Raw genomic sequence first — 18,999 nt, forward strand, 5'->3', positions numbered from 1 at the left:
AACTACCAAATAAACTGCATAATGTTCTACAAAACTTATAAAGAGGTACGTAAAATAGCTGTTAATAGAAAAGTATTTTCTAACTTTGCTTTACAATTAATATTTATAATATGTTACAGATAGCTTTTATTAGAGAAAATCAAGAGCAAGTGGTTAAAGGATTAGCCAAAAGAAATCTTGATGTTGCCGATTTGCTAAAAGAAGTGCTTGAATTAGATGAGAAAAGAAGAAGCACACAGGTGGAATTAGACAATGTATTAGCAGAATCGAACAAACTATCCAAAAGCATCGGGGAGTTGATGAAAAGTGGTGAAAAAGCAAAAGCTGAAATCATCAAAGAGAAAACATCAAACTTACGTGACCAAAGCAAACAATTAACTGAAGAGCTTAATAATGTATCTGCATTATTAACTGAGAAGTTATATACTATACCAAACGTACCAACAGATATCGTACCTGCTGGTAAAGATGCTGATGATAACTTAAATGTATTCGAAGCAGGAGAAGTACCTACACTACACGAAGGTGCTTTACCACACTGGGAATTAGCAAAGAAATATGACATCATTGACTTTGAACTAGGGAATAAAATCACTGGAGCAGGTTTCCCTGTATATAAAGGTAAAGGAGCTCGTCTACAACGTGCATTAATCTCTTACTTCTTAGACAAGAATACAGATGCAGGATATAGAGAATATCAAGTTCCTCACTTAATCAATGAGGCATCAGGATATGGTACAGGACAATTACCAGATAAAGAAGGGCAAATGTATCACAGTACAGTTGACGATTTATACTTAATCCCAACAGCAGAGGTTCCTGTGACTAATATCTTTAGAGATGTTATCTTACAAGAGACAGAGTTACCTATTATGTGTACAGCTTATACACCATGTTTCCGTAGAGAAGCGGGATCTTATGGAGCACACGTAAGAGGTCTTAACCGCCTTCACCAATTTGACAAAGTAGAAATCGTACGTATCGAACACCCTGATAATTCTTATCAAGCATTAGACGGAATGGTAGAACATATTAAAGGACTATTGAACGACCTTAAACTTCCATATAGAATCTTAAGATTATGTGGTGGAGATATGGGATTCACATCAGCTCTTACTTATGACTTCGAAGTGTTCTCTACAGCACAAGACAGATGGTTAGAAATTAGTTCTGTATCTAACTTCGAGACATTCCAAGCGAATAGATTGAAATTAAGATTCAGAGATAAAGATGGTAAAAACCAATTAGCACATACTTTAAATGGTAGTTCATTAGCATTACCTCGTGTACTAGCAGGTATCTTAGAAAACTATCAAACACCAGAAGGAATCGTAATTCCAGAAGTTTTACGCCCTTACACAGGATTTGATATTATCGACTAATTAACACCAATAACCTTATAAACAAAAAGCACCAAATATTCGAAATAAGACATTTGGTGCTTTTTTTATCTTTGCAAAAAATAATTCATTCAGTGTAATTAAAATTATGATCATATATAATATCACAGTCAACATTCATGAAAGCGCACATGACGTATGGATGCAATGGACAAAAAACGCTTATATACCAGGAATATTAGCAACTGGAAAGTTTGACAAAGCTAAAATTGTCAAAGTACTCATCGAAGAAGAAATGGGAGGAAAAACTTATTCTATTCAATTCGAAACACAGAGTAAAGAATTACTAGATCAATTCTATAAAGAAGATTTTGATCGTTTTGAGAACGAGGCTAAACGGCTTTTTGGTGAGCTTATGCTAACATTTAAAACAGAACTAGAATTAATCAGCGAACATCAATAAGATAACCATGGATAAAGTAAGAGCAAAAAAACACTTAGGTCAGCATTTCTTAACTGACGAAAGTGTCGCAAAGAGAATCGCTGATACCTTGACATTAGAAGGATATAAGAAGGTATTAGAGATTGGTCCAGGTATGGGAGTTCTAACCAAATATATATTAGACAAACCGATAGAAACATTCGTAGTAGAAATAGATACAGAGTCTGTAGATTATCTACATGCTCATTATAACAAACTACACGACCATATATTCGCACAAGACTTTCTAAAATTCGATATAGTACGTGCTTTTAATCAAGAGCCTTTCGCTGTAATCGGTAACTTCCCTTATAATATCTCTACACAAATCGTGTTTAGAGCATTAGAACTAAGAGACTATATCCCTGAGTTCTCAGGGATGTTCCAAAAAGAAGTAGCAGAACGTATCTGTGAGAAAAAAGGAACTAAAGCTTATGGTATACTTTCAGTATTAGCACAAGCATTCTATGAAACAGAATATTTGTTCACTGTAGACGAACACGTATTTAACCCACCTCCAAAAGTAAAGTCAGGAGTAATGCGTATGATCCGTAAAGAAGATTACAGTCTACCTTGTAGTGAGAAATTATTCTTTACAGTAGTAAAAACTGCCTTTAATCAGAGAAGAAAGACATTACGCAACAGCTTAAAAAGCTTTAACTTGCCAGAGGAAATAAGATCCGAAGAAGTATTTAATTTAAGACCAGAACAATTAGACTATAAAGAATTTATAGAACTAACAAAGAAAATAGAAGCCTATGGAGTTTAAAATCAGTAGAGAATCTTTACAACAATTCGAAGATTTAATCGCTGAAAAGAATGAAAAGGAATTATTAGAGATTCTTAAAGATTTACACTACGCCGATATAGCAGAGATTATGAATGAGCTTTCTGGAGAAGAAGCGATATACATATTCGATATATTAGATAGTGAAGTAACAGCAGAAATCCTTTTAGAATTAAATGAAGATGTCCGTGAAAAGATCTTAAAAACGCTATCTCCAAAAGAAATTGCAGAGGAGTTAGACGAATTAGACACGGATGACGCTGCTGATATTATCTCTGAATTACCAGAATCTAAGAAGGAAGAGGTTCTTTCTGAGCTGGAAGATTTAGAGCATGCAAAGGACATCGTTGAACTATTGCGTTATGACGAGGACACTGCAGGGGGGTTAATGGCCAAAGAGTATGTCTCTGTTAATGAGAATTGGTCAGTGCTTACTTGTGTCAAAGAAATGCGCAAACAGGCTGAGCATGTATCTAGAGTACACTCTATCTATGTAATAGATAATGAAGGAAGGCTAAAAGGGAGACTGTCGCTAAAAGACCTCCTTACCTCTTCTACTACTACCCATATTAGTGATGTCTATATTAGAAATGTAGACTCAGTAAAAGTAGATACAAAAGATGTAGAGGTAGCTCGTATTATGCAGAAGTATGACTTAGAAGCCATTCCTGTTATAGATGAAATGGGAAGGTTAGTAGGTCGTATTACCATAGATGACATCGTAGACGTTATTAAAGAAGAAGCAGATAAAGATTACCAATTAGCAGCAGGTATTTCTCAAGACGTAGAGGCTAATGACAGTATCCTTATGCTGACACGAGCTAGATTACCTTGGTTAATATTAGCCATGATAGGTGGATTCGTAGCTGTTAATGTATCTAGAAGTTTTGAAGGAGCTATGGAGAAGTTTGGTGTACTATTCTTCTTCACCCCTCTTATTGCGGCTATGGCAGGTAATGTTGGAGTTCAATCTTCTGCTATTATCGTACAAGGACTAGCTAATAACTCTATCACCGGATCTATATGGAAGCGATTAGGAAAAGAAGTAACGCTTAGTTTACTAAATGGTTTCTTACTTGCTATTCTGATGATGCTAGGAAGTCACTTCTTATTAGGGGTAGATTATATCATAGGTATCACTGTATCTATAGCACTGATTAGTGTAATAATCATCGCTAGTCTTATCGGTACCTTTGTTCCGATCTTACTGAATAAATATGGTATAGACCCTGCTTTAGCCACAGGTCCTTTTATCACTACAAGTAATGATATCTTTGGAATCTTAATTTACTTTTCAATTGCAAAGGTTATTTTAGGTTTCTAGATTATTTAAAGCTACATCACAACCATGAACACTAAGAAAGTATTACATATAGATAGTAATCATCCTTTAATGATTACACAACTAGCAGAACTAGGATACGAAAATGTAGAAAACTACACTGCTAGTAAAGAAGAAATAGCAGAAAACATACACGAATATGAAGGTATCATTATCCGAAGTCGCTTTTCTATTGATCAATCTTTTTTAGAGAAAGCAACTAACTTAAAGTTCATTGGACGTGTCGGTGCAGGACTAGAGAATATAGACTGTGCATATGCAGAGACTAAAGGTATAGCGCTTATCGCTGCTCCAGAAGGTAATAGAACTGCAGTAGGAGAACACGCCTTAGGGATGCTACTAAGCCTAATGAATAAACTCAACTTAGTCGACCAAGAAGTAAGACAAGGAATCTGGATTAGAGAAGGAAACAGAGGACATGAGATAGAAGGTAAAACAGTAGGTATTATAGGCTATGGAAATATGGGAAATGCTTTTGCCAAACGCCTACAAGGGTTTGACTGTGAAGTAATCTTCCACGATATCAGAGAAGGACTAGAGAATGCCTATGCAAAACAAGTAAGTTTAGCAGAGTTACAAGAACGAGCTGATATCCTAAGCCTACATACTCCACAGACACCGGAGACCATGTATCTCATCAACAAGGAACTAATCCAAGGGTTCAAAAAGCCTTTCTGGTTTATAAATACAGCTAGAGGGAAGTCTGTCAATACTACAGATCTAGTCGAAGCTTTAAAGTCTGGTAAAGTAAGAGGTGCTGCATTAGACGTATTAGAGTACGAGAAGTCTTCTTTCGAGAATATGTTCTCAGATAATACTCTTCCTGAACCTATGCAATACTTAATACAAGCTAAGAATGTATTACTATCCCCTCATATCGGAGGATGGACTATAGAAAGCAAAGAAAAACTAGCGCAAACGATTATAGACAAAATCAAATTACTATACTAAAAACAAAAAGGAGTTTCAATAGAAACTCCTTTTTTTATGACTCTTGCTTTTCGCTTTTGTTATTTTCTTCTTGAATCTTTCTTTCAAGTTCTGCTTCGAATTCTTCCATTACAGGTTTCACTGTGCTTTCTGGTAGATCAGCAATCTTGATATACATCAGACCATCTATTGCATTATTAAACAATGGATCAACATTAAAAGCGATCACCTTTGCATTCTGCTTAATGTATTTTTTAATCAATACAGGCAATCTTAACTTTCCTGGTTCTACATCCTCAATGATCTTATCGAATTTATTTAAATCAGAATCTGTCTCACTAAAGATCAAATCTTTCTCACTATCCTTAAGATTTACTTTATATTCCATCTTAGGAGTGACGTACTGAGCGATATAAGGATCAAAATAGTGTGATCTCATAAACTCAATCATTAATGATTTAGAGAAATCAGAGAACTGATTACTAATACTCACTCCACCGATTAAGTATTTGTGTTCAGGATATCTCAATGTAGTATGTACAATACCTTTCCACAATAAGAATAGAGGCATTGGCTTCTGTTGATACTCTTTAATGATAAAAGCTCTACCCATCTCTATAGACTGAGACATCATCGGATATAACTCAGACTCAAAGCGGAACAACTCATTTAAATAGAACCCATTGATTCCATATTTCTTATAAATCTCTGTTCCCAATCCCATACGGTATGCTCCACAAATCTGTTGAGTATCATTATCCCATAAGAACATATGGTGATAATACTTATCGTATTGATCTAAGTCTAGTTCATTATTCGTTCCCTCTCCTACTTGTCTAAACGTAATTTCTCTTAAACGTCCTAATTCTGTTAGAATCGTTGGTATTAGATCTGATTTACACAAGAATATCTCGTAATTCTTACTCTGTAATAATCTATAATTACCTTCTCTCAGCGTATTAATCTCTTCTAAAATCTTCTCTACTGGCTGTGCCTCAATAATATCTTTCACGCTTTTTGGTAATTTGAAATTAAATGAAGGTACTTTAATCCATTTACGTATATCTTCATCCTTATATGCATTCGACAATAAGTATGTTTTAAAACGCAGGAAGTTACCATAATCATTTATATCATAGTGTTCACTTTGTTCTTCTACTGATATCGGTCTACCTATCCTTACTTTGATCACTCTATTTTTTTGAGTCAATAGTTCAGAAGGCAGTTTAGCTGTACGCAACGTAGGATTTATTTGAGACAAGAAATAGAATAACTTACTATTTGTTGCATGAAAATAAATAGGTACTACAGGTACATTTGCTTTCTTTATCAGCTTAATCGCTCCTTCTTCCCAAGGTTTATCTACGATAAGTTTATCATCTTTATACGTAGACACTTCCCCAGCAGGGAAAATTCCTAAAGGCTTTCCATCGCTTAAATGTCTTAAAGTATCTTTTAATCCTATAACGCTTGATTTAACATCCTTATTGTTTTCAAAAGGATTCACAGGCATAATATAAGGCTTTAATGGCTCTATGCGATGTAATAAAAAGTTAGCGATAATTTTAAAATCAGGATCATGCTCTAACATCAGTTTAAGCAATAGAATACCGTCTATTCCTCCTAACGGATGATTAGAAATAGTTATATAAGGCCCTTTCTTAGGCAGTCTCTTAAGTTCTTCTGGATCTATTTCAAATTCTATTTGAAATTCTTCTAAGATAGCATTTAAAAAATCTAGATTAGACAAATGCTTATTGCGGTCGTAAATTTTATTTAACGTAGTGATTTTAAGCGCCTTCATCAACATCCACCCCGTAAAGGTTCCTAGAAAACCATACTTATCTACGTTAATTGCCTTTGCTACTTCTTTCGCCGTTACTAACCCCATTAAAATTCAAAATTAAGTAATACAAATATACTAAAATCTTCAGCTATTCCATTTTATTTTATCAGACTAGTACTATAATTCATAAAAAAGAAATTACAAAATGTATAAATAACTGATTAAAACAAAGATAAGATATTAAATCAAAAAATATATTTTTTATATTTTTGATTTTTTAAACTACATACTCATTTTATATGAAGATAATCTCGTATAACGTAAATGGAATACGTGCTGCTATAAACAAAGGATTTATAGAATGGATTCAAGAAGAGAATCCAGACATTATATGTCTACAAGAAATAAAAGCAAAAGAAGATCAAATACCTGTAGCGGATATACTAGCTGCTGGATATCCATACCAATACTATTATTCTGCTCAGAAAGCTGGTTATAGTGGAGTAGCTATCTTGTGTAAACAAGAACCTAAGAACGTAGTATTCGGAACAGGTATAGACTATATGGACTTCGAAGGTAGAAACTTAAGAGTAGACTATGACGATATCTCTGTGATGTCTCTATACCTACCTTCTGCTTCTAATATAGAGCGACTAGACTTTAAATATCAGTATATGGATGACTTCTTCAACTATATCGATAACCTAAAGAAAGAGATTCCAAATCTAGTAATCTGTGGAGACTATAATATCTGTCACCAAGCTATCGACATCCATGACCCTGTGCGCAATGCTAAAGTATCAGGTTTCTTGCCAGAAGAACGTGCATGGTTAGACAAGTTTATCAACAATGGGTTTATAGACAGCTTCCGTATGTTCAACCAAGAGCCACATAACTACAGCTGGTGGACATACAGAGCGAATGCTCGTAATAATAATAAAGGGTGGAGAATAGACTATCACTTAGTGACAGAGAATATGAGAAGCAAGATAAAACACGCGACTATACTACCTGATGTAAAGCACTCTGATCACTGCCCAATACTCGTAGAGATAGACGCATAACCCCTATTTTTCCCTCATAAAACAACAAACTATGTCAATTAAAAAGATTAGCCTAGGCTTATTAGCGCTTACCATGTTATCATCATGTGTGACACGCAAGTTATACAATGAACTAGATCAACAGTACAAAGATGCGTTAGCCGAAAACGAACAGCTAAGTAGTGAATTAGACCTGATGAATAGTTCTAATACAGACTTAGAAAATATCAAAAGACAACTAGCTGCTCAGTTAAAAGAACTGCAACAAGAGAGAAGTAATCTTAACGCTGAAATCGCTGCTGCACAGAACAAACTAAGAGACCTAGAAAGCTCTTATAACAATCTAGAGAAGCACAGTGAAGAAACACTAAAAGCAGAGGCTGCTAGACTAGCTAAAGCTAAAACGGAACTAGAAGAGAAATCAAGACGTGTAGCTGAGCTAGAGAGTATCTTAGCGGCTAATGATAAGCAGATGCGTACCCTAAAAGACAACTTATCTAATGCCCTAAACGCATTCGAAGGAAGAGGACTGACCATCGAACAAAAAAATGGACGTGTCTATGTCTCTATGGAAAACAAATTGTTGTTTAAATCTGGTAGTTGGACGATCAGTGATGAAGGAAAAGAGGCAGTAGTAGAGCTAGGCAAGGTATTAGCTGATAACCCAGATATCACAGTACTGATAGAAGGGCATACAGATAATGATAAGATATTAGGTAATCTAGGAGATGGAGTGAAGACCAATTGGGACTTATCTACTAAACGATCTTTAACTATCGTGTCTATTCTAGAGCAAACGCCTCAGATAGATAAGAGAAATCTTACAGCTGCTGGTAGAAGTGAATATGCTCCGCTAGCAAGTAACAACACTGCTGAGGGCAAAGCGAAGAACAGACGTATAGAAGTTATCTTAACTCCTAATCTGGATAAAATCAACTCTATGCTGAATCAACTATAGCATTAAAAAAAAATATAAAATACCCACTAAAAGGCGAGATGTTAAGCATTTCGCCTTTTTTTACATCATGACAATACACTCTCTTCAGACTCACCTGTTTTTTCAACAGTTTATACTTTTCTTAAGTGATTTCTCTAAAAAATTAATTACTTTTCACACACATTAGCAGTACTCATTTGTATTTGTCTGCTATAATGCTTATATTAAAAGAGCTATAAATATAAAAGCCATAATTACATGATGATTAATAACTATCTAGTTACTAATATTAACACTATTATCAATACAGAAGATTTCAACGGACTATATCAGTGGTTCTACAACCTGCTAGACTTCTTAGGTCTATCAGAATATGCTACCCATGTGGTGACAGCTATTCTATTACTAACGTCCTTTACAATCTGTATGTTCATTTTAGATTATATTCTAAAGAACTTTTTTATTGTCTTAGTAAAGACTTTTAGTTCTAAGACTAAAACGACGTTCGATGACTTATTAGTAGAAAATAAATTCTTTCACAATGTCACACACTTAATTCCGATTGCCTTAGCGAAAATCTTATTTCCGATATTCTTTTTAGGCTTTCCGAACCTAACGAAGTTTGTGATGTCTTTGACAGATATCTTAGTCACAGTGGCTCTGACCTTAGTGATTAGATCTACTATACGCAGTACCCGCGATTATCTAAAGAGCAAGCCACGTCTAGCAGACAAACCTCTAGATAGCTACGCACAAGTATCTAGTATACTAGTCTATTTCTTCTCAGGGATTATTATATTCTCTATCATCACAGGTACAGACCCTATCAAATTCTTAATCTCATTAGGAGCAGCCTCTGCTATTCTTCTATTAGTGTTTAAAGATACTATTATGGGATTCGTAGCGAGTATTCAAGTTTCTTCTAATGATATGGTACGCGTAGGAGACTGGATAGAGATGGCGAAGTATGGTGCAGATGGTACAGTACTAGAGATGAACCTAAGTACGGTGAAGGTGCAGAACTTTGACAAGACAATCACCACCATACCGACTCACCTTCTAATCAGTGACTCGTTTAAAAACTATAGAGGTATGCAGACTTCTGGAGGTAGAAGGATTAAGAGAAGTATCAATATTAAAATCTCTTCTATTCGCTATCTAGAGAAGGATGAGATAGAACTACTTAAAAAGATACAACTATTAGCTCCGTATATAGAAGAGCGTCAAAAAGAAATAGAAGAATACAACGAGAGAACACAAGCTGATCAATCTATGCCTATCAACGGACGTAGAATAACAAATATAGGAATGTTCAGAGCTTATGTGACGAGGTATATAGAACAGAACCCTAATATTCACAAAGAATATCATCTTATGGTAAGGCACTTACAACCTACAGAGCACGGGCTACCGATAGAGATATACACCTTCACGAATACCACTGTGTGGGCAGTATATGAGAATATCATGGCAGACATATTCGACCACATATTAGCCGCTGTAGATTATTTTCACCTAGATGTATATGAGTTGCCTTCTTCTGATGATGTACGACATTTCCTACAGAACAGCATGACTAATCATGATTCGTTTGGTAACTAAGGATACTTATTACCATGATTATAACAGGTCGCTATAGCCTGTCTTCTCTTAGACATGAAAGAAAGACTATAATATAGCAAACTACATACGACGAACACGGTCATGGAGTATCTCTATGATCGTGTTCTTATTTTATAGTCCTAGTTTCTCTATAATGCCTTCTACTTGTTGTTCTGTAGTTGTGAGTTTCTCTTTACAGAACACTATTAGTTTAGATGCGCGCTCTACTTTACTCGCTAATTCGTCTACTGTGACTTCATCATTCTTTAAATCATTCAGAATTGCTTCTAATTCTAAAGCGGCTTTTTCATAAGTAAGTTGTTCCATTGCTTCACTTCTTTTATTTCTGCTAATATAATTCTATACTTCTTATTATAGATCGCTATCTCTAGCTCATCTCCTATATTTAATTCTTGGTGTTCATTCAACAGTTGCCCATTGTGCATCACGATCGCAAACCCTTTCCTTAGAATAGAACTCAGGTCATACGCTGTCGTAATCTCTTCGAAGGTAACTAATCGTACACGTTCTTTCTTCAACTGCCCTTTTACCTGATATACTAATTTCTCAAGTGAAGTATTCAGTTGTTGTTGATGTACATCGATACATTGTTGTGCTAGATAAGCCACCAGCTTCGTTTTTTCTTTTAGCATCTGATTTTCTTTACCTGTTATGCGTTGAGCCCGATAGGAGATAGACTGCGTTGCACTCTCTATAAACGACTCTTCTGTATGAAGGCGTTTTCTCACCTCTGTTATCAGTCTATTAGATAACGTACCTAGTTCCTGCTTTTTTTGTTTGGCTTGTGCCACTCCATATAACCTTATCTCCTTCTCTGCTACTTCTAGTTTATGCTGTTCTACAGTGATATGCTGTTTATAAGATTGTATAATGCCTTCATACATCCTACTGATATCCGTATAGAACAGAGCAGTTCGCTCCACGATATAAGCCGCTACAGCACTCGGCGTTTTAAAATAGCGATTAGCCACAAAGTCAGCTAACGAACTATCAGTCTCATGTCCTATCCCAGTAAATACAGGTGTATGACTCGTAGCTAGCGTCACTGCTAACTCGTAGTGATTAAACACATCTAAGTCTAGCGCCGATCCTCCCCCTCTAATCAGCACGATCACATCATACGCATCTGGCTCTATCTCACTCAGCGCCTCTTGTATAGACGCTACAGCCCCATCCCCCTGCACTTGACAGTCATAATGATCTAGATGATAGACGAAGTTATACTCGTTCTCCTCTAGTTGTTTTATAAAATCTGCATGCCCTGCAGTCCCTTTAGAACTTACTAAGGCTATGCGCTGAAGCACAGCAGGTAGATACAGTTCTTTATTCTGCTGATGATATCCCTGCTCTACTAGCTTTCTAAGATTCTCTTGTTTTATGCGTTCTACCTCCCCTAATGAGTATGACAAGTCTATCCGATGTATATTTATAGACATCCCGTATAGATTACTAAACGTGACTTCGCAGTAACACATAATCTCAGCCCCATTCTTCAGTATCTCATTCGCATTCTCCCCTAAGGTTTTTTTAATCACATAGGCATTAGATTGCCAGATATTCGCACGACACTTGGCTAGCACTACTCCATCTTTGTGCTCTACGAGTTCTAGATAGAGATGTCCCTTTCGGTCTTCCTTTAGCTGACCTATCTCTGCCCTTAGCCAAAAGTAGTTATTCGATATAGCCTTATCTACTATATCCTTCACTCTATAGAGGATAGTGCTCAGTCGATAATACTTATTGTCTATATACATCTGTTTAAAATCTAGAAACTCTTTAGACCAAAAATACAATCTTTATTAAGATATCTAAACGAAATCTATGGTCTTCGCTTCTCATTATTATATTTATGAATAGCACAAAAATAGCTCCGAAATAAGTCTAAAGTGCCCTATCGATCAGAATTGCTATAATTTATAACAACTCCTTGCTTACATCTCCTCATTTCAGCAGGATTATAACTTCATTCTTTGAGTCTAGTCCTTGTGATCATTATTTGCTTGGCTATTGATCGGTAGGTGGTCGGCTTATTTATAGTACTTTTTAGCCGACCACATGCCCATCAAATGCCGACCACAAGCCGACCACCCCTATAAAAACATAAAAAACACAATATCACACTCATACTTAATCGCATAATGTTCTTTTAATCAGTATAACTTTTTTATCTTTGTTAACCATTAAAAAATAGATATGACTACCGTAAAAATCATCAATAAATCTAAACATTCATTGCCGAATTATGAGACGAATCAGTCTGCGGGGATGGATCTTAGAGCGAACTTAGAAGAATCTATCACGCTAAACTCTCTAGAGAGAGCCATCGTACCTACAGGTCTATTTATAGAACTACCTGAGGGATACGAAGCACAAATCAGACCTAGAAGTGGATTAGCTGCAAAAAGAGGAATCACCTTACTAAATAGCCCTGGTACTATAGATGCTGATTATAGAGGTGAAATAGGTATTATCTTAGTCAATCTGTCAAAAGAACCTTTCGTGATAGAGAACGGGGAACGCATTGCTCAAATGGTAATCGCTAAATACGAACAAATCCAATGGCAGCCTGTAGAGGTACTTACTGATACAGAGAGAGGTGCTGGAGGTTTTGGGAGTACTGGAGTAAAATAGATATTGTAATATAAAGATATTAGAAAATGAAAATTATTGTACCAATGGCTGGTCGTGGGTCTAGACTTCGTCCTCACACATTAACTGTTCCTAAACCATTAATCCCTATTGCTGGGAAACCAATTGTACACCGATTAGTAGAAGACATCGCTAAAGTTCTTAACGATACGATAGATGAGATTGCATTTATCATCCACGAGAGCTTTGGAAAAAAAGTAGAAGAAGACTTAATCGCTATCGCTGCTAAACTAGGAGCGAAAGGGACAATCTGCTATCAAAACGAAGCTCTAGGAACTGCTCATGCTATCCTATGTGCTAAAGAAGCAATGCAAGGACCTATCGTGGTAGCGTACGCAGATACGTTATTCCGCGCTGACTTTAACCTAGAGAAAGATGCTGACAGCGTTATCTGGGTAAAACAAGTAGAAGATCCTAGCGCATTCGGTGTAGTACAACTAAATGATAAAAACGACATCGTAGATTTCGTAGAGAAGCCTAAAGAGTTCGTCTCTGATCTAGCAATCATCGGTATCTACTACTTTAAAAGTGGTGAAACGTTGCGCAAAGAATTAGAGTACTTACTAGATAATAATATTATCAAAGGAGGTGAATACCAACTAACAGACGCTCTAGAGAATATGAAGCAAAAAGGAATGCGCTTCGTACCTGGTCAGGTAGATGAGTGGATGGACTGTGGTAATAAAAATGTAACTGTAGATACGAATAATAGAATGCTAGGTTTCTTAGAACAAGAGAACGCTAACTATGTATCTAGTAATGTAGTGTTAGAGAACAGTACAATCATCCGTCCATGTTATATCGGAGAGAATGTAGTACTAGTGAATACGACTGTAGGACCTAATGTATCTCTAGGAGACAACTGTAAAGTAGAGAATGCTACCATCAAAAACAGTCTTATCCAAACAAACTCTACAATCAGAAATGCAAATCTAGATAATGCTATGGTGGGTAACCATGCTACTTATGACGGTAAGCATACGAGTATCAGTATCGGAGACTACTCTGTACTAGACTAAATCATGATATAGACGTCGCCTGTATACTCTGTTGATATATTTATTTGACTATATCTGCATCCTTATTGAATACAGGAACAGACTCTAAAATATTAAATCCGTTTTAAACTTTATTTAAAACGGATTTTTTTTATCTATCTTGCTACTATAAAATAGTTTTAGACAATTATGAGAAAGATATCCCTACTTATTATATGTACTTTATTTCTAGTCGTAGGATGTAAGAAGAAAAACATGGATGGTATACTAGACGAGAGTGAGGCTAGTAATGCTAAAACTGTGCTTACGATTCTAAACAACCACAATAAACAAATAGTAGACTTCACTACCACTGCTATTCGCTCTTCTGCTTCTTATGAGGCGGATAACGAATCTAAGAAGTTCTCTATGGATATCTTTATCGAAAAGGATAAACAGATCTTGCTGAACATTCGCTTTATAGGTATTCCGATAGCTAAGGTATATGTAACTCCAGAAGGGGTGCAGTATTATGAGAAGTGGAATAAGGTATTCTTCAAAGGAGACTTCAGTATGCTAAGTCAGTGGTTAGGTACAGACCTTAACTATACTAAATTTCAGAATCTGCTATTAGGCCAGGCTCTAGATGCTCAGTCAGGAACTAATAAGTATGAAGCATCTATAGAAGAAGGATTGCACAAAATCAAAGCTAAGGTAGAAGAAGATATTCAATCTGCTTATTTCTTCGAAGACCAAAATGGATTATTGAAAAAAGAAGAGATATCTCAGGCATCTAGCAATAGAATTGTCACTATTTCGTATCCAGAATATAAAAAAGTGGGAAAATATACGACTCCTACTGAAATAAATATAGATGCAAGACAAGAAAAAAGCATACATTTGAACATTCGTTATGACAATGTGACTTTTAATGATAACTTGAACTTTAATTACAAGGTTCCAGCAGGTTATAAACAAGTCGGAATAAAACAATAAGATCAACAAGAAGTAATCTACAAATGAGACGAGCGTATTTATCCTTATTATTAATATGTACTGTTTTTGCTTACGGGCAAAAGAAAGAAACGCAAGAACAACTGGAGCGTAGAAAGCAGCAAATCTTAGTGGAGATAAATATTGTCAAAGATTTACTTAAAAAAGAAAAGACGAAAGAGAGAAATATTCTATTAGAAATAGATGAGAACAACCGTAAGATTAACTTAAATAGACAGTTAATAAACAATGTTCAAAAACAAATATCTGCAACAAATAGCAATATCTCTAAAACAGAAAAAGAGGTTAATACCCTAGAAGCAGAGTTGGCTAAACTTAGAAAAGACTATGCTGATCTGGTATTAAAATCATATAAAACAAAGTCTAGCCAAAGTAGACTGATGTTCGTATTATCATCAGATAACTTCCTTCAAGCTTATAAACGAGTACAGTATATGAAGCAATATGCTGACTATAGAAAATCTCAAGCAGATGAGGTGAAGACTAAGGCTGAATCTCTAAAAGAGGCACTCGCTAGACTGAGTATACAAAAAGCAAAACAGCAAAAGCTACTTGCTGAACAACAACAGAACGAAAAGAACTTACAAGAGGATCTAGGAGAACAAAAGAACCTAATGTCTATCGTACAAAAAGATCAGCAAAAGTATAACAAACACATCAAGCAAAAGCAAGAGGAGACAAAGGCAATCGATAGAAAAATCAAGCAATTGATCAAAGAAGCGATTGAAGAAGCGAACCGTATCGCTAGAGAGAAAGCCGCTAAAGAAGGTAAGAAGACGACTAAGTCTACTGCTTCTACGAAGTCTGCTACTGCCTTTGAGCTTACTCCAGAAGGGAAAATCGTAGCAGATAACTTTAGAGCAAATCAAGGTAAGCTTCCTTGGCCAGTAGCTAAAGGATATATCTCTCTACCTTATGGAGATCAGCCTCACCCTGTACAGACTCAGCTGACGATACACAATAGTGGTGTAGAGATCACTACTGAGGCAGGCGCTAGAGCTAGAGCAGTATTCGGAGGGGATGTGCTTCAGGTACAGGTATTACCTGGTGGTAATAAAGCTGTCTTAATACAACATGGAGATTATATAACTGTTTATCAAAACTTAGGTGATGTATCTGTGAAAAAAGGAGATAAAGTAAGTCTAAAACAAGACATCGGGTCTATCAGTACGAATAGTAATGGTCAGACGGTGCTGAAGTTCTTACTGTCTCGAAATACAGATATCTATAACCCACAAAGTTGGCTGAGCAGAAGTAATTAATTCATACACCACACTATGAGTACACAATCATCATTCAATATATTTAAATGGGTAAAAGAGAATAAAGATTTATTAAAACCACCTGTTGGCAATAAAAACATTTACCCTGAAGCAGCTGATTATATCATTATGGTCGTAGGTGGCCCTAATGCTAGAAAGGATTTTCACTATAATGAAGCTGAAGAGTTCTTCTTTCAACTAGAAGGAACTATCTATATCGATATACAAGAGAATAACGAACGCAAGCGCATTACCTTAAACGAAGGAGACATTTATCTACTACCTGCTAAGGTACCTCATTTGCCTATTCGTACAGAGAACTCTGTAGGACTAGTGGTAGAGAAAAAGAGAAAAGACCCTGGTGCAAAAGATGGACTCATGTGGTTCTGTGAAAATTGTAATCATAAATTATATGAAGTCTATTTTGAATTGACGGATATAGAGAAAGATTTCTTACCTCATTTTAAACATTTCTACTCATCTGAAGAATTGAGAACCTGTAAGTGTTGTCAGACTGTGATGCCTACTGATGCAAAATTCGTAGAATAGTAGATTACTGTACATTACACTCCCTGTCATATTTTTTTTTATATTAGCAAGTAACAATCAATTACAAACTATAAATAAAAAAAACAAATGACGACATCTAATAACCAATTTGGTATTTCGGAAGTATTAGAAAAATTAGGACTCGTGGCAGAGAACAATGGTTCTTCTACAGGTCTTAATTCTTTTTCTAACGGTAGGATTATAGAATCTTATTCTCCTGTAGACGGTCAACTTATCGGAAAAGTAAAAGCTTCTACAAAAGAAGATTACCAAAAAGTAATGGCTACTGCAGAGGAGGCTTTTAAAAGCTGGAGACTAGTACCTGCTCCTAAACGAGGCGAAATCGTAAGACAAATAGGTGAAGAACTTCGAAATAAAAAAGAATACTTAGGCAAGCTAGTATCATACGAGATGGGAAAAAGCCTTCAAGAAGGTCTAGGTGAGGTACAGGAGATGATCGACATCTGTGACTTCGCAGTAGGTCTATCTCGTCAGTTATACGGACTAACGATGCATTCTGAGCGCCCTATGCACCGTATGTATGAGCAGTGGCACCCTATCGGAGTGGTAGGTGTTATCTCTGCATTTAACTTCCCGGTAGCAGTATGGAGTTGGAATACCATGATCGCATGGGTATGTGGTGATGTGTGTATCTGGAAACCTAGTTCTAAGACACCATTATGTGGTGTAGCGTGTCAGAATATCGTAGCTGGCGTATTCAAGAAAAACAATATCCCTGAAGGTGTATGTAACCTAGTTATCGGTAATGAGTGTGGTGATCTAATCAACACGGATCCTAGAATCCCTCTAGTGTCATTCACGGGGTCTACTCGTATAGGTAGACATGTATCTAAGACTGTAGCAGAACGCTTCGGTAATACTATCCTAGAGCTTGGAGGTAATAATGCTATCATCGTATCTGAGCATGCTGATATCAACATGGTATTAGTAGGGGCTGTATTCGGAGCTGTAGGTACTGCAGGACAGCGCTGTACTAGTACGAGAAGGCTGATCGTACACGAGAGCGTATATGATAAAACAGTAGATGTACTACAAAAGGCGTATGCACAATTAAAAATAGGGAACCCATTAGACGCTACTAATCACGTAGGACCACTTATCGATAAAGCAGCTGTAAAAGATTACTTAGACGCTATAGAAAAGGCAAAAGCTGAAGGTGGTAAGGTCATCGTAGAAGGTGGTGTACTAGAAGGTGCTGGGTATGAGAGTGGATGTTATGTAAAACCGTGTATCATAGAAGGTAAGAATACTTACGAAATTATACAGGCTGAGACATTCGCACCTATCTTATACATCATGAAGTACAAAGATATCGAAGAGGCTATCGCTATGCAAAACGGGGTGCCTCAAGGGCTATCTTCTTCTATCTTCACGAATAGTATGAGAGAAATGGAGTTATTCTTATCTCATGCAGGCTCTGACTGTGGTATCGCTAATGTGAATATCGGTACATCTGGTGCTGAGATCGGAGGCGCATTCGGAGGTGAGAAAGAGACTGGTGGAGGAAGAGAGTCTGGGTCAGACGCGTGGAAAGCTTATATGAGAAGACAGACGAATACAATCAACTATGGTACAGAGTTACCATTAGCACAAGGTATTAAATTTGACTTCTAGTCTATACTTATAAAAATAGAGGGTGCTTACAGTTAGTAAGCACCCTCTATTTTATTCTATTATCTAGGTGTTTAGAATCTATATCCTAAGTTAATCCCTGCATTAAACTCAATAGCAGAGAATCTGTCATTCACTTCACTACTGAAGTTTCTCGCAATATCTGCAAAAGGATGAATCGTGAATGAGTCTCCTAAAGCCCACTTATACCCGAAGCCTACTCCAAAGATGAAGCTATTCATATCTACTTTAGTTCTAATAGATGTATCTGCTGCTTCTGACCATAGATTCTCTTTAAAATCTCCAAAGCGGTATTTCAAGAAAGGAGATACTACATAACCACTGCCATGTGCATCATTCCCTGACCCAAAATAGTAGTTATAGTTAACAACTAAACTGTTGGTATTAAACTTTTGGTTCTTTCCTCCTTTTTCTTTGTGGTAAGAAAAACGGTCGTTGATATTAAAATTAGCTCCTATCGACTGGTTGTGCCCAATAAAGTGCTCATACCCGATCTCTACTGATGCTAGTGCAAGTGTATTAAACACATTCACTTTTACTTCATTAACAGCCTGTGCTCTAGCTCCTACTGTACCTACTAAGAGTAATAGTACTAAATATATTTTCTTCATATAACAAGATTGTGT

The 18,999-nt window shown here is 36.2% G+C and carries 18 protein-coding genes; 14 read left to right on the forward strand and 4 right to left on the reverse strand.

The genetic code is table 11. The features are described from left to right. Window positions 1-110 precede the first annotated feature (110 nt). The 5 genes from serS to BK054_RS04865 all read left to right on the forward strand — a co-directional run bounded on the left by serS (window position 111) and on the right by BK054_RS04865 (window position 4,901). Window positions 111-1,382, forward strand: a complete 1,272-nt coding sequence (serS, locus tag BK054_RS04845; RefSeq protein ID WP_006260406.1) for a serine--tRNA ligase — start codon at window positions 111-113, stop codon at window positions 1,380-1,382. Between the two features lie 106 nt (window positions 1,383-1,488). Then, the gene (locus tag BK054_RS04850; RefSeq protein ID WP_006258032.1) at window positions 1,489-1,803 is read left to right on the forward strand and encodes a DUF4286 family protein; all 315 of its coding nucleotides are present in this window, start codon (window positions 1,489-1,491) and stop codon (window positions 1,801-1,803) included. A gap of 7 nt (window positions 1,804-1,810) precedes the next feature. Next, window positions 1,811-2,590, forward strand: coding sequence for a 16S rRNA (adenine(1518)-N(6)/adenine(1519)-N(6))-dimethyltransferase RsmA (gene rsmA / locus BK054_RS04855; RefSeq protein WP_006258031.1), 780 nt, complete (start codon window positions 1,811-1,813; stop codon window positions 2,588-2,590). Continuing rightward, the gene (gene mgtE / locus BK054_RS04860) at window positions 2,580-3,932 is read left to right on the forward strand and encodes a magnesium transporter (protein ID WP_006258030.1); all 1,353 of its coding nucleotides are present in this window, start codon (window positions 2,580-2,582) and stop codon (window positions 3,930-3,932) included. Before rsmA ends, mgtE begins: the two co-directional genes overlap by 11 nt. A 24-nt stretch (window positions 3,933-3,956) precedes the next feature. Beyond that, complete coding sequence (locus BK054_RS04865; protein WP_006258029.1) at window positions 3,957-4,901, forward strand: 2-hydroxyacid dehydrogenase; 945 nt, start codon at window positions 3,957-3,959, stop codon at window positions 4,899-4,901. Window positions 4,902-4,935: 34 nt separating this feature from the next. On the opposite strand, the gene BK054_RS04870 is transcribed toward BK054_RS04865, so the two are convergent. Continuing rightward, window positions 4,936-6,771 carry a GNAT family N-acyltransferase gene (locus BK054_RS04870; RefSeq protein WP_006258028.1) on the reverse strand — a complete coding sequence of 612 codons (1,836 nt, stop codon included), beginning with the start codon at window positions 6,769-6,771 and terminating at the stop codon, window positions 4,936-4,938. A 194-nt stretch (window positions 6,772-6,965) separates the two neighbouring features. Here BK054_RS04870 and BK054_RS04875 point away from each other — a divergent pair, with 194 nt between their 5' ends. The 3 genes from BK054_RS04875 to BK054_RS04885 all read left to right on the forward strand — a co-directional run bounded on the left by BK054_RS04875 (window position 6,966) and on the right by BK054_RS04885 (window position 10,248). After that, window positions 6,966-7,730, forward strand: coding sequence for an exodeoxyribonuclease III (locus BK054_RS04875; RefSeq protein WP_006258027.1), 765 nt, complete (start codon window positions 6,966-6,968; stop codon window positions 7,728-7,730). Window positions 7,731-7,761: 31 nt separating this feature from the next. Beyond that, on the forward strand, window positions 7,762-8,667 hold the full coding sequence (locus BK054_RS04880; RefSeq protein WP_006265962.1) for a flagellar motor protein MotB: 906 nt from the start codon (window positions 7,762-7,764) through the stop codon (window positions 8,665-8,667). A gap of 237 nt (window positions 8,668-8,904) precedes the next feature. Next, window positions 8,905-10,248, forward strand: coding sequence for a mechanosensitive ion channel family protein (locus tag BK054_RS04885; RefSeq protein WP_006260410.1), 1,344 nt, complete (start codon window positions 8,905-8,907; stop codon window positions 10,246-10,248). Window positions 10,249-10,380: 132 nt separating this feature from the next. On the opposite strand, the gene xseB is transcribed toward BK054_RS04885, so the two are convergent. Next, window positions 10,381-10,575 (reverse strand): exodeoxyribonuclease VII small subunit, encoded by a 195-nt coding sequence (xseB, locus tag BK054_RS04890; protein WP_006260411.1) that lies wholly within the window; start codon window positions 10,573-10,575, stop codon window positions 10,381-10,383. Continuing rightward, window positions 10,542-12,023 (reverse strand): exodeoxyribonuclease VII large subunit, encoded by a 1,482-nt coding sequence (xseA, locus tag BK054_RS04895; protein WP_071306994.1) that lies wholly within the window; start codon window positions 12,021-12,023, stop codon window positions 10,542-10,544. The genes xseB and xseA overlap by 34 nt, the downstream gene beginning before the upstream one ends. A gap of 439 nt (window positions 12,024-12,462) precedes the next feature. Between xseA and dut the strand changes: the two genes are divergently transcribed. The 6 genes from dut to BK054_RS04925 all read left to right on the forward strand — a co-directional run bounded on the left by dut (window position 12,463) and on the right by BK054_RS04925 (window position 18,355). Beyond that, window positions 12,463-12,900: a dUTP diphosphatase gene (dut, locus tag BK054_RS04900; RefSeq protein ID WP_006260413.1), complete on the forward strand. Its 438-nt coding sequence runs from the start codon at window positions 12,463-12,465 to the stop codon at window positions 12,898-12,900. 26 nt (window positions 12,901-12,926) lie between these two features. Next, window positions 12,927-13,937, forward strand: coding sequence for a sugar nucleotidyltransferase (locus tag BK054_RS04905; protein ID WP_006265966.1), 1,011 nt, complete (start codon window positions 12,927-12,929; stop codon window positions 13,935-13,937). 168 nt (window positions 13,938-14,105) lie between these two features. Beyond that, a complete protein-coding gene (locus BK054_RS04910; RefSeq protein WP_006258020.1) occupies window positions 14,106-14,891 on the forward strand; it encodes a DUF4292 domain-containing protein in 786 nt (261 codons plus the stop codon). A 23-nt stretch (window positions 14,892-14,914) separates the two neighbouring features. Then, complete coding sequence (locus BK054_RS04915) at window positions 14,915-16,171, forward strand: murein hydrolase activator EnvC family protein (protein WP_071306995.1); 1,257 nt, start codon at window positions 14,915-14,917, stop codon at window positions 16,169-16,171. A gap of 15 nt (window positions 16,172-16,186) precedes the next feature. Next, window positions 16,187-16,720 (forward strand): 3-hydroxyanthranilate 3,4-dioxygenase, encoded by a 534-nt coding sequence (locus BK054_RS04920; protein WP_071306996.1) that lies wholly within the window; start codon window positions 16,187-16,189, stop codon window positions 16,718-16,720. 87 nt (window positions 16,721-16,807) lie between these two features. Further along, on the forward strand, window positions 16,808-18,355 hold the full coding sequence (locus BK054_RS04925) for an aldehyde dehydrogenase family protein (RefSeq protein ID WP_006258017.1): 1,548 nt from the start codon (window positions 16,808-16,810) through the stop codon (window positions 18,353-18,355). Window positions 18,356-18,426: 71 nt separating this feature from the next. On the opposite strand, the gene BK054_RS04930 is transcribed toward BK054_RS04925, so the two are convergent. Beyond that, on the reverse strand, window positions 18,427-18,984 hold the full coding sequence (locus tag BK054_RS04930; RefSeq protein WP_006258016.1) for a DUF3575 domain-containing protein: 558 nt from the start codon (window positions 18,982-18,984) through the stop codon (window positions 18,427-18,429). Window positions 18,985-18,999: the final 15 nt, after the last annotated feature.

The sequence above is a fragment of the Myroides sp. ZB35 genome, from assembly GCF_001865835.1.
Lineage (GTDB): Bacteria > Bacteroidota > Bacteroidia > Flavobacteriales > Flavobacteriaceae > Flavobacterium > Flavobacterium odoratimimum.

Excerpts from the sequence above, each read along its gene's own strand:
- BK054_RS04930 (WP_006258016.1), bottom strand. The coding sequence starts at position 18,984 with ATGAAGAAAATATATTTAGTACTATTACTCTTAGTAGGTACAGTAGGA.
- BK054_RS04875 (WP_006258027.1), top strand. The coding sequence starts at position 6,966 with ATGAAGATAATCTCGTATAACGTAAATGGAATACGTGCTGCTATAAAC.
- BK054_RS04915 (WP_071306995.1), top strand. The coding sequence starts at position 14,915 with ATGAGACGAGCGTATTTATCCTTATTATTAATATGTACTGTTTTTGCT.
- serS (WP_006260406.1), top strand. The coding sequence starts at position 111 with ATGTTACAGATAGCTTTTATTAGAGAAAATCAAGAGCAAGTGGTTAAA.
- rsmA (WP_006258031.1), top strand. The coding sequence starts at position 1,811 with ATGGATAAAGTAAGAGCAAAAAAACACTTAGGTCAGCATTTCTTAACT.
- BK054_RS04910 (WP_006258020.1), top strand. The coding sequence starts at position 14,106 with ATGAGAAAGATATCCCTACTTATTATATGTACTTTATTTCTAGTCGTA.
- xseA (WP_071306994.1), bottom strand. The coding sequence starts at position 12,023 with ATGTATATAGACAATAAGTATTATCGACTGAGCACTATCCTCTATAGA.
- BK054_RS04850 (WP_006258032.1), top strand. The coding sequence starts at position 1,489 with ATGATCATATATAATATCACAGTCAACATTCATGAAAGCGCACATGAC.
- BK054_RS04905 (WP_006265966.1), top strand. The coding sequence starts at position 12,927 with ATGAAAATTATTGTACCAATGGCTGGTCGTGGGTCTAGACTTCGTCCT.
- BK054_RS04870 (WP_006258028.1), bottom strand. The coding sequence starts at position 6,771 with ATGGGGTTAGTAACGGCGAAAGAAGTAGCAAAGGCAATTAACGTAGAT.
- xseB (WP_006260411.1), bottom strand. The coding sequence starts at position 10,575 with ATGGAACAACTTACTTATGAAAAAGCCGCTTTAGAATTAGAAGCAATT.
- BK054_RS04865 (WP_006258029.1), top strand. The coding sequence starts at position 3,957 with ATGAACACTAAGAAAGTATTACATATAGATAGTAATCATCCTTTAATG.
- BK054_RS04925 (WP_006258017.1), top strand. The coding sequence starts at position 16,808 with ATGACGACATCTAATAACCAATTTGGTATTTCGGAAGTATTAGAAAAA.
- BK054_RS04920 (WP_071306996.1), top strand. The coding sequence starts at position 16,187 with ATGAGTACACAATCATCATTCAATATATTTAAATGGGTAAAAGAGAAT.
- dut (WP_006260413.1), top strand. The coding sequence starts at position 12,463 with ATGACTACCGTAAAAATCATCAATAAATCTAAACATTCATTGCCGAAT.
- BK054_RS04885 (WP_006260410.1), top strand. The coding sequence starts at position 8,905 with ATGATGATTAATAACTATCTAGTTACTAATATTAACACTATTATCAAT.
- BK054_RS04880 (WP_006265962.1), top strand. The coding sequence starts at position 7,762 with ATGTCAATTAAAAAGATTAGCCTAGGCTTATTAGCGCTTACCATGTTA.
- mgtE (WP_006258030.1), top strand. The coding sequence starts at position 2,580 with ATGGAGTTTAAAATCAGTAGAGAATCTTTACAACAATTCGAAGATTTA.